Source organism: Streptomyces olivochromogenes, assembly GCF_021538895.1.
In the GTDB taxonomy this organism is placed as follows: Bacteria; Actinomycetota; Actinomycetes; order Streptomycetales; family Streptomycetaceae; genus Streptomyces; species Streptomyces olivochromogenes_A.
In genome coordinates this window covers 1-14,762 of record NZ_JADDRL010000170.1, presented here as the reverse complement: position 1 = coordinate 14,762, position 14,762 = coordinate 1, and the positions used below count along the sequence as shown (strand labels likewise).

Genomic DNA, 14,762 nt, shown 5'->3' with positions numbered 1-14,762 from the left:
TTCGCCCGCCTCGCCGGGCTGGACGACGGCCCCGAGCGCGAGGCGCTGCGCGACGAACTCGTGACCGCGTGGCTGCCCATGGCCCACCGGATCGCCGGCCGGTTCCGCGACCGCGGCGAGTCCGTCGAGGACCTGCGGCAGGTCGCCGCGCTCGGACTGGTCAAGGCCGTCGACCGGTTCGACCCGGAGCGCGGAGCCTTCGAGAGCTACGCGGTGCCCACCATCACCGGGGAGGTCAAGCGGCACTTCCGGGACCGGATGTGGGCGCTCAGGGTGCCCCGCCGGGTGCAGGAGCTGCGCAACCGGGTGCGCCTGGCGCGCCGTGAACTCACCGAGAACCCCGGCACCCCCGAACCCTCCGTCGCCGACCTCGCCGCCCACACCGGGCTCACCGAGGACGAGGTCGGCGCGGGCCTGGAGGCCCTGGAGAGCTTCAGCACCCTGTCGCTGGACGCCGAACTGTCCACCGGCGACGACGGATACAGCCTCGCCGACACGCTCGGGGCCACGGACTCCTCGTACGACGTCGTCGTCGACCGCGAGTCCGCCAAGGAAGGCCTGCGCCGTCTGCCCGAGCGCGAGCGCGCCATCCTCTACATGCGCTTCTTCGAGGACATGACTCAAAGTCGCATCGCCGATCTGCTCGGCATCTCCCAGATGCACGTGTCCCGGCTCATCAGCCGCAGCTGCGCGCGGATCCGCGACGAGGCGCTCGGGCGTGACACAGCGGCGGCCTGACCGGCCACCCAGCAGTGATCGAGGAGCGCGACCGACGCTGATGCCACCATCCCGTGATCGAGGAGCGATTCCGATGCTGATGCCCCACCCCGCGACCCTGCGCAAGCTCGTCGACGAGTACGAGTCGCTCCTCGCCGAGGAGCCGGCCGCCGGAGCGAGGACGACCGGCCCGCGCGCCCAGGACCTGGCGTACACGCTGTGCGTGTCGACGGGTACCCGTGAAGTGAGACTCGCCCTGGAGGCCGCTCGCAGCCAGCTGGCCGCGAGCGCGAGCACGAGCGTGTGCCTGCCGGTGGCGGAACCCGCGAGGAAGTGAGGTTCGTTGGAGTTCGGTGCCGTCGCCCGGACCGGACCGGGCCGCCCCCGTTCCGGACCGGCCGACACGGTGACCGAGTGGTCGGCCCGGGCGGGCCTGGCCGCCCGGGGCACCATCTATGTCCTGGTGGGCCTGCTGGCGCTGCGCGTCGCCCTCGGCGACCGCAGGAAGCAGGCCGACGCGGGCGGCGCCCTTGCCGAGCTCGCCGGCCGGCCCTACGGCGCCGTCCTGCTGTGGGCGCTGGGCATCGGACTCCTGGGCATGGCGGTGTGGCGGCTGTCGGCGGCGCTCTTCGGCTCCGCCGGCCCCGACGGCCGCGCCGCGCGGACGCGTCTGCTCGCCCTCGGGGCGTGCGTGTTCTACGGGTCCGTCGCCTGGTCCGTGCTGGCGTTCGCGGCCGGCTCGGGCGGCACCGAACCGTCCGGCGACCAGCGGTCCCGGGACGTCACGGCGCGGGCGCTCGGCGTCCCCGCCGGACAGTGGCTCGTGGGCGCCGTGGCCGTCGCCATCGCCGCGGCCGGGGTGTGGATCGCGGTCCAGGCCGTACGGCGGGCGTTCCACGAGGAGCTCGACCTCGGCGCGATGTCACGCCGGACGCTGCGGCTCGTCGACGTCACCGGGGTGGCCGGCGGCGTGGCGCGCGGCGCGGTGTTCGCCGCCGCCGGCGCCTTCGCGGTGCGGGCCGCGGTCGACTACCGGCCCGAGAAGGCCAAGGGACTCGACGACACCCTCCGCTCCTTCGCCGCGACACCGCTGGGTCCCTGGCTGCTGGCCGTGGTCGCGGTCGGACTGATGCTGTTCGGCCTCTACTCCTTCGCCGTGGCCCGCTGGCCCCGCGTCTGAGCGGCCGCCACGCGCCGGCCCCGGGTCCCGGCGACCGGTTCCGGGTCGTACGACCCCTGCCGTGCGGTCACTTGGGCGGTCGCGCGACCGGGACCCCGAGCGGCCGGGCCAGGCCCACCACCGCCTCGTCCAGGCGTTGCAGATGCCGCAGCACGCGGTCGGTCACCCGGCCGTAGCGCGGTGTGGCGAGGGTGCCGGGTTCCAGCAGGGAGGCGATGCTCGGGCCGGTCGCGACCTCCGCCGTGGGCGACCGGTCGGCGACGTGCCCGGCGATCGCCTCGATGTTGTTCACGATGCGGCGTCCCACCCCGCGCAGTCGCGGATCCGCCGCGATCGAGGGCTTCGCGGGGAGGAGTTCGGCGGTGGCCGCCAGCGAACGCGCGTGGTACGCGCAGGTCTCCAGGAGCGCCACGACATAGCGGGCCGTGTCCCGGCGGGAGCGCAGCGGGGTGATCGGGTGGGTCAGCGGCTGGGTGGAGGCGCTCAGTTCGGCCAGCGCCCGGTCCAGGTCCCGCGCCCGGTCCAGCAGGTCCGCCGGGACCCCGCCGCTCAGCTGGTCGACCGCGGCCCGGGTGACGTCCGCCAGGCGGTCCAGCACCTCGACGAGCAGTTCGTTCGTCCGGCGGTCGGTGTGCACCGGCAGCACCACCGCCGCCGCGAGGACGCCGCAGGCCGCGCCGAGTGCCGTCTCCTCGATCCGCACCACGAGGACCGACAGGCTGTAGGTGTTGAGCAGGGTGTAGAGCAGCCCCAGCATCGCCGTCACGAAGAACGACATCAGCGTGTAGGACAGCGGTGCCGTGTAGAACATCGCGAAGATGAACAGCAGCACCAGCGCGAACGCCGTCCACGTGTGCCGGCCGACCAGCCCGGCGAGCACGATGCCGGCCACGACGCCGAAGACCGTGCCCAGCAGCCGGCGGTAGCCCTTGACCAGGATCTCCCCGGTGGACGCGGTGTTGATGAAGACGATCCAGCAGGTCAGCACCGCCCAGTACCAGCGCTGCGCGGACAGCAGCTCGCCGCCGACGATGGCGAGCGCCGACCCCACGGAGACCTGCACGGCAGCCCGCGTGCTCGGCCGGCGCAGCCCGGTGGACCCCTCGTCCTCCCGTTCGTCCTCGCCGCCGCCGATCGCCGCGTCCTCCGCGTCCAGCTCCTCGCGCGAGCGGATCGTGGCCGGGGTGTCCGCGGACTCGTCCTGCGGCCCGTCGAGGGCGATCCGCAGCCCCAGGACCGCCCGCGCCGCCTCGCCGATGCCCCGGAAGACGTCCTGCACGACGGTCGACGCGGGCGGCAGGTTCTCCTCCTCGCGGTAGCCGAGCAGCCGGTTGCGCAGCCGCGCCGGCACGGCCCCCGAGTCCTCGCCCACCGGCCGCAGCACGAGCAGCCGCAGCGCCTGAAGGTCACGGCGGATCGTCGCGCTCGCCTCGTCCCGCACCGGCGTCTCGCCCCCCGACGGCAGGGGTGCCCCCGGCAGGTGCAGGGTGAGCGTGTCGGCCCGTTCGGCGCTGCGCGCGGTCAGCAGCAGGAGACCCAGCCGCTCGGCGGCGATCTCGGCGTCCGCGACCCGCCGCTGGACCAGCCGCGCCACGGACTCGTCGGACGTCCCCTCCTCCAGCAGGCCCTGGATCATCAGGGCCGACTCGTGCAGCCGGGCGGTGCGCGTGCGGACGTCCGCCAGGGCCTTGTCCACCTCCTCCGGGCCGGCGTCGAGCAACTCGATCTGCGCCTCGATGAGTTGGGCGAGGCGGGCGCGGAAGGCCCGCCGCATCCGGTCGAGGGTGCCCGCGGCGGTCTGGGGTACGAGGACGAAGCGGGCCAGCGCGGCGCACGGGAAGGCGAGGGCGATCGCGCCGAACAGGCCCGGCAGCGTGGGCGCGGTCACGTGGACGAACAGCGACAGGAAATAGACCTGGAAGCCGATCAGCCCGAGCGCCGTGCCGCGGTCCCCGAACCGGCGGCTGTAGACGGCGCAGAAGATGAGCACGACGAAGAACACGTCCCCGGCCACCACGCGCGCGTTCAGCAGCGCGCTCAGCGACACCGCGGCGAGCGCCACCGGCAGTCCGAGCGCCAGCGTGACGGCCTGCCGGGAGAGCGACTTGTCCCGTACGGCGAAGGTGGCGACCATCGCCGCCATGGCCCCGGCCACCAGCAGGGTCACGCGGGCCCCCGTCAGGGCCAGGGCGGCCAGCGTGAGGGCGATGGCCGTCACGGTGCGCAGGCCCGCGGTCAGCCGCAGCAACCCGGGGTCGTACGCCGCGAGACGGTCCCACAGCTTCGCCCGCACCGACCGTCCCGCTGACCTCACGCCGCCGCGCTCTCTCCCGTGTCACGTCATGATCCCGAAATCCAGCATGGCACGGCGGACCCGGACCACGGCCGCCGGACCGTCACGGGACCGGGCGGCGGCCGCGAGCCACGGGGGGACCGGGGTCAGGCCGACGGGCCGCCGGGGCCGCCGCTCTCGACGTACGCGCGCACCTGCTCCGGCGTCATGTAGGCGTCGGAGTACTCGAAGTCCTTGAGCCGCATCGGCTTGCGCGTCTGGAAGCCGGTGCGCACGAAGTCGTCGCCCGCGACGGCGTTGAGCGTCCAGTTCGTCAGGACCCGGATCTTGGCGACGTTGGTGCGCAGCGCCGACCAGTGGTAGCCGCGGGCGACGACCTGGGCGGGCAGCCCGCGCAGTTCGATGCCGAGCGGCTTGGACACGGCGTCCTTGCCGCCGAGATCGACGACGAGCCCCAGGTCCTTGTGGACGTAGGGGCGCAGGGGCTGGTTGCGCAGCGTCGCGATGATGTTGTCGGCGACCCGGGGGCCCTGGCGCATGGAGTGCTGGGCGGTGGGCGGGCAGATCGCGTCCTCCTCGCCCTTGGCCATGTCCGGGACGGCGGCCGCGTCGCCCAGCGCGAACACCCCGTCGTGGCCCCGCAGCGTCATCTCCGAGGTCACCGCGAGGCGGCCCCGGACGGTCTCGGCGCCGAGCGTGGCGATCAACGGGCTGGCCACCACGCCGGCCGTCCAGATCAGGGTGTGGGTGGGCACGACCCGGCCGTCGGTGAAGGTGACCTCGTTCGGGCCGGCCTTCTCGATGGACACGCCGAGGGAGATGTCGATGCCGCGCCGGCCCAGGATCTCCTGGGCGCTGCGCCCGAGTTTGTCGCCGAGCTCGGGCATCAGCCTCGGCGCGATGTCGATCAGGTGCCACTTGATCAGGCCCGGGTCCAGGCGCGGATAGCGCTTGACCGCGGCGTGCGTCAGGCGCTGCAGGCAGGCAGCGGTCTCGGTACCGGCGTACCCGCCGCCGACCACCACGAACTGCAGCCGCGAGGCCCGCTCGGCCGGGTCCTGGCTGGCGTCGGCGAGGTCGAGCTGGGAGATGACGTGGTCGCGGATGTAGGCGGCCTCCGCGAGGGTCTTCATGCCGAAGGCGTGCTCGGTCAGCCCCGGGATGTCGAAGGTGCGGGTGACGCTGCCCGGTGCGAGCACGATGTAGTCGTACGGCTCGGCCACGGTCTGGTCGGTGATGGTCCGGATGACGCAGACCTTCGACTTCAGGTCCACGCCGATGGCGCCGCCCGGGATGATCCGGGTGCGGTACTTCTTGCTGCGGCGCAGCGAGAGCGCGATCGACTGGGGCGTCAGCACGCCGGAGGCGACCTGGGGCAGCAGGGGCAGATAGAGCTGGTAGGCGAACGGCGTCACCAGGGTGACGTCGGCCTCCGAGGGGGCGAGCTTGCGTTCCAGACGGCGAACGCACTCCACTCCCGCGAAGCCCGCGCCAACCACCAGGATCCTGGGTCGTGTCACGTTGTTCATCCCTCTCTGCGGCTCCAGGCGGTCCGACTCGACACCGTTCGCGTGCCCCGGATCGCTGCTCGCACCACATCGATCCCAGCGTGCGCCGAGCCGTTCCGCCAGCGGGGCGCGGCAGGCAGACGAACGCGTGGGCTCCAGCATGCCCCTGTGCATGCCCCGAGTAACCCCCTAGTCGCACGGATATGCGGGGGACTCCTGTGCGCGGTGGTGTTCCGGAGTTCGCCGCAGGCTCGGGAAAGCGGCCCGTACGCGGGGCGTACGGGCCGTAGAGTGCGCGCCATGGCGGAGACTCGGCCCGGTTCGGCCTTCCAGACGCGCAACATGGACCCGCAGAACGTGGCGCCGCTGGTGGGCGCCCTGGACTCCCAGGACGCCAACCCCGGAGTACGGCGCCTGCGCGCCTGGGCCGAGGAGGCGCTCGCGGTCCACGACGGCGAGCGGGTGCTGGACGTCGGCGCCGGAACCGGCACGCAGACCCGCGCCCTGGCCGCCCTGGTCGGCCCCCGGGGCTCCGCGCTCGGCGTCGAACCCAACCCCGGACTGCGCGCCGTCGCCGAGGAACGGGCCGCCGGCGGCCGGGCCCGCTTCACGGACGGCGACGCGCTCGCCCTGCCCCTGCCCGACGACTCCGTGGACGTCGTCTGGTGCGAACGCGTCCTGCAGCACCTGGCCGAACCGGACAGGGCGGTCGCCGAGATGGCCCGGGTGGTGCGCCCCGGCGGCCGGGTGGCCCTGCTCGACACCGACTGGGCGACGACTGTCCTGCACCCGGGCGACCCGGAGATCCTGCGGGCCCTGACCGCGGGTGCCCTCACCGGAGCCGCCAACCCCTACTCCGGGCGCCGCCTCGTCGGCCAGCTGACCGCGGCCGGACTCGTCGTCGAGGACCGCGGCTCCCAGGCCCTGCTCCAGGACCACCGGTCGGTCGCCTGGCCGCTGGTCCGCATGCTCGGCGAATCGGCGGTGCGCCGCGGACTGCTCGGCGAGGACCAGCGGGACACCGTCTACGCCGACCTCGCGGAAGCCGCCGAGCGGGGCGCCCTGCACATGTCCGTGACGATGTTCGGGGTGGTCGCCCACCGCCCGCGGTGACCCGGGCGGCCCCGGCCCCCTCCTCACCAGGGCAGGAAGGCGTGGATGTCCTTGCCCGTGTCGGTGACGACCACGCTCACCTGGTCGCACAGCGTGTGCATCAGGTGCCAGCCGATGCCGCCGCCGCCCGCGTCGGGACGGAACGGACGCGGCTCGGGCCGGATGCTGCTGGTGTCGCGCATCGTGACGTGCACGCCGTCGAAGGTGCGGCGCATCCGCAGCTCGAAGGGGCCCGGAGCGTACTGCACGACGTTCGCCGCCAGCTCGGTGACGACCAGCAGGATGTCGTCCCAGTACTCGGCGGCCCGTGGCGGCGACGCGCGGGCGAGGGAGCACAGGAACTCCTCCGCGGCGAGTCGTGCACCCGTCACGTTGTGCAGTTCGCCCGGGAAGGAGAACGCCTGGTCGTACGTGTCCTCCGAAGGCGGTGTCTCGTCCCAGCGTCGCCCGGTCGCCATCTCGTCTTTCCCGGCCCCGTGCGAAGGGACGTTCACGCCGTGTGCACGGGGCTGTCCTCGCTGCTCTTTCGTCCCACCGCTGCGGGTTCCCGCAGGCGAGCGGGGTACGCGTCCCGCGGCCGCCCGGCACCGCACCGTTGCGGGATCTCCTCATCGGAACACGTTGTCCGAGTCCTCCCAGTCGGTCGGCTCGGGCGCGGTGGGCCGGCGCGCCACCCGGGCCCGGGCCTCGTACATCGCGTCGATCTCGGCGGCGTAGTGCCGCACTATGGCGTCCCGGCGCAGCTTCAGCGAGGGCGTCAGCAGTCCGTTGGCCGGATCGAACGGCTCGGGAAGCACCCGGTAGACCCGGATGGACTCGGACCGTGACACCGCGCTGTTGGCCGCGGCGAGCGCCCGCGCGATCTCGTCCCGCAGCGCGTTGTCCTCCCGCGCCTCCCGTCCGGGCGTGTCACCCTGCGCCGCCAGCGTCGCCCGCCAGTGCGCCAGGTACTCCGGGTCCAGCGTGATCAGTGCCCCCACGCAGGGACGGTTGTCGCCGACCACCACCGCCTGGTGGACGAGCGGGTGCATCCGCAGCCGCTGCTCCAGCGGGGCCGGCGCCACGCTCGTGCCGCCGCTGGTGACGATGACGTCCTTCTTGCGGCCGGTGATCGTCAGATAGCCCTCGGAGTCCAGCCGTCCGATGTCCCCGGTGGCCAGCAGGCCGCCGCGCAGGAGCGCCGCACGGGTCCCGGCCTCGTCGTTGACGTATCCCTGGAACACGGACGGGCCGCGCACCAGGATCTCCCCGTCGTCCGCCACGTGGATGTCGGTGCCGGGCAGGGGCTTGCCGACGGTTCCGGACTTCTCGCGGCCGAGCGGCTGCATGGTGATCCCGCCGGCGGTCTCGGTCAGCCCGTAGCCGTCGTGGACGTAGATGCCGATCCCCTCGTAGAAGAGGGTCAGTTCACGGTTGAGCGACGAGCCGGCGGAGGTGGCCCGCACCACCCGGCCGCCCAGCGCGCCCCGCAGTCTGCGGTACACCGTCCGTTCGTACAGGGCGTGTTGCAGCCGCAGGTCGAAACCCGGTCCGGCCCCCCGGCCCAGCCGCTGCCGTTCCGTGGCCGCCGCGAAGTCCCGCGCGGTCTGAGCCGCCCGCTCGAACAGCGCGCCCCGGCCGACCTGTTGGGCCGTGCGCAGGAAGACCTTGTAGAGCTTCTCGTAGAGCGAGGGCACGCCGTAGAAGTACGTCGGCCGGAACGTGCGCAACGCCGACGACAGCGCCGCCTCGCTCATCTCCGGCTCGTGCCCCATCAGGACGCCGCCGCGCAGGCACAGCACCTGGATCATCAGCCCGTACACGTGCGAGAAGGGCAGGAAGGCCAGCACCGACGGCTGCTGTCCCGGGGGCGCCCCCGTGTGGCCCCAGCCCGCGAGGAGCGTGTCGCACGGATACGCCAGTCCGCGGTGGCTGAGGGCGCAGCCCATCGGGCGGCCCGACGTGCCCGAGGTGTAGGTGATGGCCGCCGTCGAGTCCGGCAGCACGATCCGGCGCAGCGACTCCACCGTGGTCAGCGGGACGAACGCGCCGCGGTCCACCAACTGGTCCAGCGCCCCCGCGTCCAGCTGCCAGACGTGCCGCAGCCGCGGCAGCCCGGTGCACACGGTGCCGATCGTCATGACGCCCTGCTCGTCCTCCACCACCACGGCCACGCAGTCGGCGTCCCTGAGGATCCACTCGACCTGTTCCCGGGCGGACGCCGGATTGATCGGAACGATCTCCGCGCCCACCGCCCACAGGGCGAAGGAGAGCACCGTCCACTCGTACCGGGTGCGGGACATGACGGCCACGCGCCGGCCCGGCGAGATCCCGGAGGCCACCAACCCCTTGGCCACGTCGACCACTTCGTCGCGCAGCTCCACGGCCGTCACCTCCTCCCACAGGACCGGGGCGCCGTTACGACGGCGCGCCAGCACCGGCAGGGTGGGGTTCTGCGCCGCCATGTCGAAGACGCTGTCGGCGAGCCCGCCGGTCAGGGGCGGCACGGCCGCCGCCGGAGCGAGAGCGAATTCGCGCATGCGCTGCTCCTGGGGTGTACGGAGGGTGACCCCACCGATCAGTACGGTGGTCGGCGGTGCTCGAATGTAGCCCAGGTAAGGCAGTTCGGGGTCACGAACGGGGAAGTCGTCGCCTACTCATGATCAAGACGTGACAGCGGGAGCCGGAGAACCCGGGCGCCGGGCGGATCAGGAGCGGGTGAGCCGTACGCACTCGGCGACCACGTCGCGCAGGCTCCCGGTCCTCTCCAGCAACTCCCGTTGCACCCGGGCGCCGTTGCCGCGCCGCAGCACCGAGCCGACCGCCTCCCGTACCCGCTCGGTGTCCCCGTGGTCGGACAGCGCGTCCCGGGTGTGTTCCAGCAGATCCCGTACGACCGCCTCGGCGGGCGCCGGCCGCAGGGTCACCGGGTCGAGCAGGTCCTCGGACAGTCCGGACCGCGCCGCCCGCCACGCGGCGAGCCGGAGCAGGCTCACGCTGTGCCCGAGGGGCTCGGTGCCGGCCCGCCAGTCGCGGGCGGCCGTCTCCACCAGGCCGCGCGTCAGGGCGGCCACCAGCACGGCGGTCTCGGCGTGCAGACAGACGTCCGCGACCCGGATCTCCACGGTCGGGTACCGCTCGGACAGGCGCGCGTCGAAGTAGATCATCGCCTTGTCGAGGAGGGCGCCGGTGGCGACCATCTCCGCCACCCGCCGGCGGTACCGCTCCGCCGAGCCGAAGACCTCGGTCGGCCCGGCGGAGGGCCAGCGCTGCCAGACCCGGCTGCGATAGCTGGCGTACCGGGTGTCCCTGCCCTGCCAGAACGGGGAGTTGGCGCTCAGCGCGGTCAGGACCGGCAGCCAGGGCCGGATCCGGTCCAGGACGGCGACCCCCTCGTCGTCCGACCCGACGGACACGTGCACGTGACAGCCGCAGACCAGCTGCTCGTGCACGGCCATGCCGTACTGCTCCGCCATCCACGCGTAGCGGGGGTGGAAGCTGATGGACGGGCTGACGGGCAGCGGCGAGGCGGCGAGCGCGGCGACGGCGCAGCCGGTCTCCTCGGCCAGCCGCACGGCCCGCGCACGGCACCGGCCGATCTCGGCGGCCAGCTCGCCCAGGTCCGACCGCGGACTCGTGGCGAACTCCAGCTGCTGGCGGTGCAGCTCCTTCTCGAACACGTCCGCGCCCGGACCGTCGCGGTCGTCCCGGTGGTCGTCGTGGTCGCGGTCGTCCCGGTCCGCGCGGGCCAGCACCGCGGCGGACATCGCCCGGGGCTCGCCGGTCTCGGGATCGACCAGGAGGAGTTCCTCCTCCACTCCTACGGTGCGCACGTCCCCCGACTGCCCCGATCGCTCACCCCTCAACCGGGGCCGGAACCAGCCACACCGTGGCGAGGGGCGGCAGCGTGAGCCGGAGACCGTCGGCCTCGGGCACCAGCCGTCCGGGGTTGGTGATGTCGCCGCCGCCGTAGCGGGCAGCGTCCGTGTTGAGCACCTCGCGCCAGGCGCCGACATTCCCCGGCACACCGAGGCGGTAGTCCTGGCGGACGGCGGGGGAGAAGTGGGAGACGGCCAGCAGGGGGGTGCCGTCGGCGTCGTAGCGCAGGAAGGCGAAGACGTTGTCGTCCGCCGCGTCGCCGAGGACCCACTGGAAGCCGGCCGGGTCGGTGTCCCGCTGCCACAGGGGCGGGGTGGCGCGGTAGACGGTGTTGAGGTCGCGGACCAGGTCGCGGACGCCGCGGTGGTCCGCCGCCGCGACGTAGCCGGGGTCCAGCAGCCACCATTCCGGGCCGTGCGCCTCGGACCATTCGCCGCCCTGGGCGAACTCCTGTCCCATGAAGAGGAGTTGCTTGCCCGGGTGGGCCCACATGAAGCCCAGGTAGGCGCGGTGGTCGGCGCGCCGCTGCCACCAGTCGCCCGGCATCTTGGAGACCAGGGCCTGCTTGCCGTGGACGACCTCGTCGTGCGAGATGGGCAGGACGTAGTTCTCGCTGTACGCGTACACCATCGAGAAGGTCATCTCGTTGTGGTGGTACTTGCGGTGGACCGGCTCGTGCTGGATGTACTGCAGCGAGTCGTGCATCCAGCCCATGTTCCACTTCAGCCCGAAACCCAGCCCGCCGCTGTCCGTCGGCCGCGTCACGCCGTCCCAGGCGGTCGACTCCTCGGCGATGGTGAGCACGCCCGGCGCCCGCCGGTAGACGGTCGCGTTCATCTCCTGAAGGAACGCCACCGCGTCCAGGTCCTCGCGCCCGCCGAACACATTGGGCGTCCACTGACCGGAGTCGCGCGAGTAGTCGAGGTAGAGCATCGAGGCGACCGCGTCCACCCGCAGCCCGTCGATGTGGAACTCCTCGCACCAGTAGACCGCGTTGGCGACCAGGAAGTTGCGCACCTCGGTGCGCCCGAAGTCGAACTCGTACGTCCCCCAGTCGGGATGCTCGGCCCGCCGCCAGTCTCCGGGCTCGTACAGCGGGTCCCCGTCGAAGCGGGCCAGCGCCCAGTCGTCCTTGGGGAAGTGGGCGGGCACCCAGTCCATGATCACGCCGATGCCGGCCCGGTGCAGGGCGTCGACCAGGTACCTGAAGTCGTCGGGGGTGCCCAGCCGGGACGTCGGCGCGTAGTAGGACGTGACCTGGTAGCCCCAGGAGGGCCCGAAGGGGTGCTCGGCGACGGGCATCAGCTCCACGTGCGTGAAGCCGAGGTCGTTGACGTACGCGGGCAGCTCGTCGGCGAGTCGGCGGTACGTCAGGCCCGGACGCCAGGAGGGCAGGTGGACCTCGTACACCGAGAACGGTGCCTCGTGCACCGGTGTGTCCGCGCGGTGCGCCATCCACTCGGCGTCGCCCCACTCGTAGTGCGAGGCCGTGACCACGGAGGCCGTGTCGGGCGGCACCTCCGTGCCGCGCGCCATCGGGTCGGCCTTGAGGAACCGGCCGCCGTACCGGGACGTGATCTCGAACTTGTACCGGCTGCCCTCGCCGATGCCCGGCAGGAACAGCTCCCACACCCCGGACGAGCCCAGCGAACGCATCGGGTACTGCGTCCCGTCCCAGCTGGTGAACTCCCCGGCGACCCGCACCCCTTGGGCGTTCGGCGCCCACACGGTGAACCGGGTGCCCGTCACGCCCTGGTGCGTCATCGGCTCGGCGCCCAGCGCCTTCCACAGCTGCTCGTGCCGGCCCTCGCCGATCAGGTGCAGGTCGAGCTCGCCGAGTGCGGGCAGGAAGCGGTACGGGTCGTGCACCTCGTGCTCGCCGTCCTCGTACTCGACCAGCAGGGTGTACGAGGGCACCGTGTCGTACGGCAGGACGGCGGCGAACAGGCCGCCGCCCTCGGAGACGAGCCGGCCGCGCGTCCCGTCGACCAGGACGCTCACCGCGCGGGCGAACGGACGCAGCGCCCGGAAGAGCATGCCGCCCGGCACCGGGTGGGCGCCCAGCAGGGCGTGCGGGTCGTGATGGGCGCCCGCCAGCAGACGGTCGCGGTCGGCGGGGTCCAGGGGGACCGCCGACCGCTGGAGCGGACCCGACGGCTCGGGAAGCGAGGTCTCGCGCAGTGCCATGACGTCGTCAGCCTCCTCGCACGGCGAGCCGTTTGATCGCCGCCATCGGGACAGGGAGCCAGTCCGGACGGTGCCTGGCCTCGTAGAGCACCTCGTACACCGCCCGGTCCGTCTCGTGGGCGCGCAACAGGGCGTGCTTCTTGCGCGGGTCCCATCCTGCCCGGGCCGCGTAGCCCGCGCAGAACGCCTCCCGGCAGCGGCGGGCCCATTCCGGGCGCCAGGGGCGGCGCTGCCGGGCCGCGTAGTCGAAGGAACGCAGCATGCCGGCCACGTCCCGGACCGGTGACTGGGCACTACGCCGTTCGGTGAGCGGACGGGACGGCTCGCCCTCGAAGTCGATGACGAACCACTCGCGGCCGGCCCGCAGCACCTGTCCCAGGTGCAGGTCGCCGTGTATGCGCTGGGCGGGCGGTCCGGCGTCGCAGGTGGCGAGCGCGCCGAACGCGGTACGCAGCCCCGGGACGAACGGCCGCAGCGCGGGCACGCAGTGCACGGCGGCCTCCAGCCGGGCCGTCATCGCCTCGGCCGTGTGGCCGTTCTCGCCGTGCGCACCGGACGGGAAGGCCGTGGCCAGCGCGAGGTGCACCTCGGCCGTGGATCGCCCCAGTTCGTGCGCCTCGGTGGTGAAGTCGTCGCCGGCGGCGAGCGCGCGCAGCGCCAGCGTCCAGCCGTCGGCGGCGCCCGGCAGGAACGGCTGGAGCACGCCGAGCGTCGCGGGCCAGGGCTCGGTGGTCCGGAACCAGGCCACCGGCGCGGGCACCCGCGCACAGCCCTGCGCGGCCAGCGCCCCCGGCACCTCCAGGTCCGGGTTGACCCCGGGCTGGATACGGCGGAACACCTTGAGGATGTACGCGTCGCCGTACACCAGCGAGGAGTTGGACTGCTCGGCGTCCAGCAGCCGCGGCGCCAGTGCGCCGGGCACCCGCAGATCCGGGTCCGCCTCGAAGCGCAGCGGGCCCGCCGTGCCGGGGTGCCGCAGCCGTTCCAGGAGCAGTTCGGCCGAGCGCGGGTCGTACAGGGCGTCGTACACCGCGAGACCGGCCAGGGGACCCTCCTGGACGCGGCCTATGAACGCCCGCTCCAGGCGCGGCGCCAGATGCTCGCGCACGCCGAGCAGCAACTGGTAGCAGTCGCCGGCCGGATCCATGCCGACGGGGGCGGGGACCTGGGCGTGACCGGCGTGGACCAGCAGGTGCAGACAGCCCGGGAACAGTTCGGTCTGGGACAGCACGGTCAGGTCCGTGACCGGCCGGTCCTTGCCCGCGAACCAGCGTTGCCGGGGCAGCCATTCGCGCAGCAGACCCGCCAGCGAGGCCCGGGGCCGGTCCTCGGGACCGGACGTGACTCTCGGTCCGGGGGAAACGGTCTTCGGCATGGTGACGCGTCCTTTCCTCGGCGCCGCAGCGCTCAGCGTCGTCGGCCGATGCGGGAGGCGACTCGGGAGAGCCGGAACCAGTAGAAGCCGTGGCCCGCGAGGGTCAGCAGGTAGGGCAGTTCACCGATGGCCGGGAAGCGCACCCCGCCGATGAGTTCGACGGGATGCCGTCCGGCGAACGTGCGCAGATCGAGCTCGGTGGGCTGTGCGAAGCGGGAGAAGTTGTGGACGCACAGGACGAGGTCGTCCTCGTACTCCCGCAGGAAGGCCAGGACCGCTCCGTTCGACGACTGCAGCTCGGTGTAGGACCCCAGTCCGAAGGCAGGGTTCTGCTTGCGGATCTCGATCATGCGGCGGGTCCAGTGCAGGAGGCTGGACGGGGAGGACATGGAGGCCTCGACGTTGGTGACCTGGTAGCCGTAGACGGGGTCCATGATCGTGGGCAGGTAGAGTCGTCCGGGGTCGCAGGAGGAGAAGCCCGCGTTGCGGTCGGGGGTCCACTGCATGGGGGTGCGGACGGCGTCGCGGTCG

12 protein-coding genes are annotated in these 14,762 nt (G+C 73.1%); 4 read left to right on the top strand and 8 right to left on the bottom strand.

Annotated features, from left to right (window positions below; genetic code table 11):
- From IPZ69_RS43580 to IPZ69_RS43570, 3 genes are all read left to right on the top strand, one after another.
- The coding region (locus tag IPZ69_RS43580; protein ID WP_235460445.1) for a SigB/SigF/SigG family RNA polymerase sigma factor at positions 1–738 on the top strand (738 nt) is incomplete at its 5' end.
- A 73-nt stretch (positions 739–811) separates the two neighbouring features.
- Positions 812–1,054, top strand: a complete 243-nt coding sequence (locus tag IPZ69_RS43575; RefSeq protein ID WP_235460444.1) for a DUF5133 domain-containing protein — start codon at positions 812–814, stop codon at positions 1,052–1,054.
- 6 nt (positions 1,055–1,060) lie between these two features.
- Positions 1,061–1,897 carry a DUF1206 domain-containing protein gene (locus tag IPZ69_RS43570; protein WP_235460443.1) on the top strand — a complete coding sequence of 279 codons (837 nt, stop codon included), beginning with the start codon at positions 1,061–1,063 and terminating at the stop codon, positions 1,895–1,897.
- 67 nt (positions 1,898–1,964) lie between these two features.
- On the opposite strand, the gene IPZ69_RS43565 is transcribed toward IPZ69_RS43570, so the two are convergent.
- Both IPZ69_RS43565 and IPZ69_RS43560 read right to left on the bottom strand, forming a co-directional pair.
- Positions 1,965–4,211, bottom strand: a complete 2,247-nt coding sequence (locus IPZ69_RS43565; RefSeq protein WP_235460442.1) for an FUSC family protein — start codon at positions 4,209–4,211, stop codon at positions 1,965–1,967.
- Between the two features lie 125 nt (positions 4,212–4,336).
- Entirely contained in the window at positions 4,337–5,719 is a 1,383-nt protein-coding gene (locus IPZ69_RS43560) for an NAD(P)/FAD-dependent oxidoreductase (protein ID WP_235460441.1), read from the bottom strand.
- Positions 5,720–5,998: 279 nt separating this feature from the next.
- Here IPZ69_RS43560 and IPZ69_RS43555 point away from each other — a divergent pair, with 279 nt between their 5' ends.
- Complete coding sequence (locus tag IPZ69_RS43555; RefSeq protein WP_235460440.1) at positions 5,999–6,811, top strand: methyltransferase domain-containing protein; 813 nt, start codon at positions 5,999–6,001, stop codon at positions 6,809–6,811.
- 23 nt (positions 6,812–6,834) lie between these two features.
- On the opposite strand, the gene IPZ69_RS43550 is transcribed toward IPZ69_RS43555, so the two are convergent.
- The 6 genes from IPZ69_RS43550 to IPZ69_RS43525 form a co-directional block, all read right to left on the bottom strand.
- Complete coding sequence (locus IPZ69_RS43550) at positions 6,835–7,269, bottom strand: ATP-binding protein (RefSeq protein WP_235460439.1); 435 nt, start codon at positions 7,267–7,269, stop codon at positions 6,835–6,837.
- Between the two features lie 150 nt (positions 7,270–7,419).
- Positions 7,420–9,330, bottom strand: a complete 1,911-nt coding sequence (locus IPZ69_RS43545; protein WP_235460438.1) for an AMP-dependent synthetase/ligase — start codon at positions 9,328–9,330, stop codon at positions 7,420–7,422.
- Between the two features lie 168 nt (positions 9,331–9,498).
- On the bottom strand, positions 9,499–10,623 hold the full coding sequence (locus tag IPZ69_RS43540) for a glutamate--cysteine ligase 2 (RefSeq protein WP_235460437.1): 1,125 nt from the start codon (positions 10,621–10,623) through the stop codon (positions 9,499–9,501).
- Between the two features lie 22 nt (positions 10,624–10,645).
- A complete protein-coding gene (gene glgB, locus IPZ69_RS43535; protein ID WP_235460436.1) occupies positions 10,646–12,856 on the bottom strand; it encodes a 1,4-alpha-glucan branching enzyme in 2,211 nt (736 codons plus the stop codon).
- 7 nt (positions 12,857–12,863) lie between these two features.
- Positions 12,864–14,231: a maltokinase N-terminal cap-like domain-containing protein gene (locus tag IPZ69_RS43530; RefSeq protein ID WP_235460435.1), complete on the bottom strand. Its 1,368-nt coding sequence runs from the start codon at positions 14,229–14,231 to the stop codon at positions 12,864–12,866.
- Positions 14,232–14,263: 32 nt separating this feature from the next.
- Positions 14,264–14,762, bottom strand: a 499-nt coding sequence (locus IPZ69_RS43525) for an alpha-glucosidase C-terminal domain-containing protein (RefSeq protein ID WP_235460434.1), incomplete at its 5' end; no start/stop codon positions are given.

What these genes read in the sequence shown, in the direction of transcription:
- IPZ69_RS43575 (WP_235460444.1), top strand. Translation starts at nt 812, where the DNA reads ATGCTGATGCCCCACCCCGCGACCCTGCGCAAGCTCGTCGACGAGTAC.
- IPZ69_RS43550 (WP_235460439.1), bottom strand. Translation starts at nt 7,269, where the DNA reads ATGGCGACCGGGCGACGCTGGGACGAGACACCGCCTTCGGAGGACACG.
- IPZ69_RS43530 (WP_235460435.1), bottom strand. Translation starts at nt 14,231, where the DNA reads ATGCCGAAGACCGTTTCCCCCGGACCGAGAGTCACGTCCGGTCCCGAG.
- IPZ69_RS43545 (WP_235460438.1), bottom strand. Translation starts at nt 9,330, where the DNA reads ATGCGCGAATTCGCTCTCGCTCCGGCGGCGGCCGTGCCGCCCCTGACC.
- IPZ69_RS43555 (WP_235460440.1), top strand. Translation starts at nt 5,999, where the DNA reads ATGGCGGAGACTCGGCCCGGTTCGGCCTTCCAGACGCGCAACATGGAC.
- glgB (WP_235460436.1), bottom strand. Translation starts at nt 12,856, where the DNA reads ATGGCACTGCGCGAGACCTCGCTTCCCGAGCCGTCGGGTCCGCTCCAG.
- IPZ69_RS43560 (WP_235460441.1), bottom strand. Translation starts at nt 5,719, where the DNA reads ATGAACAACGTGACACGACCCAGGATCCTGGTGGTTGGCGCGGGCTTC.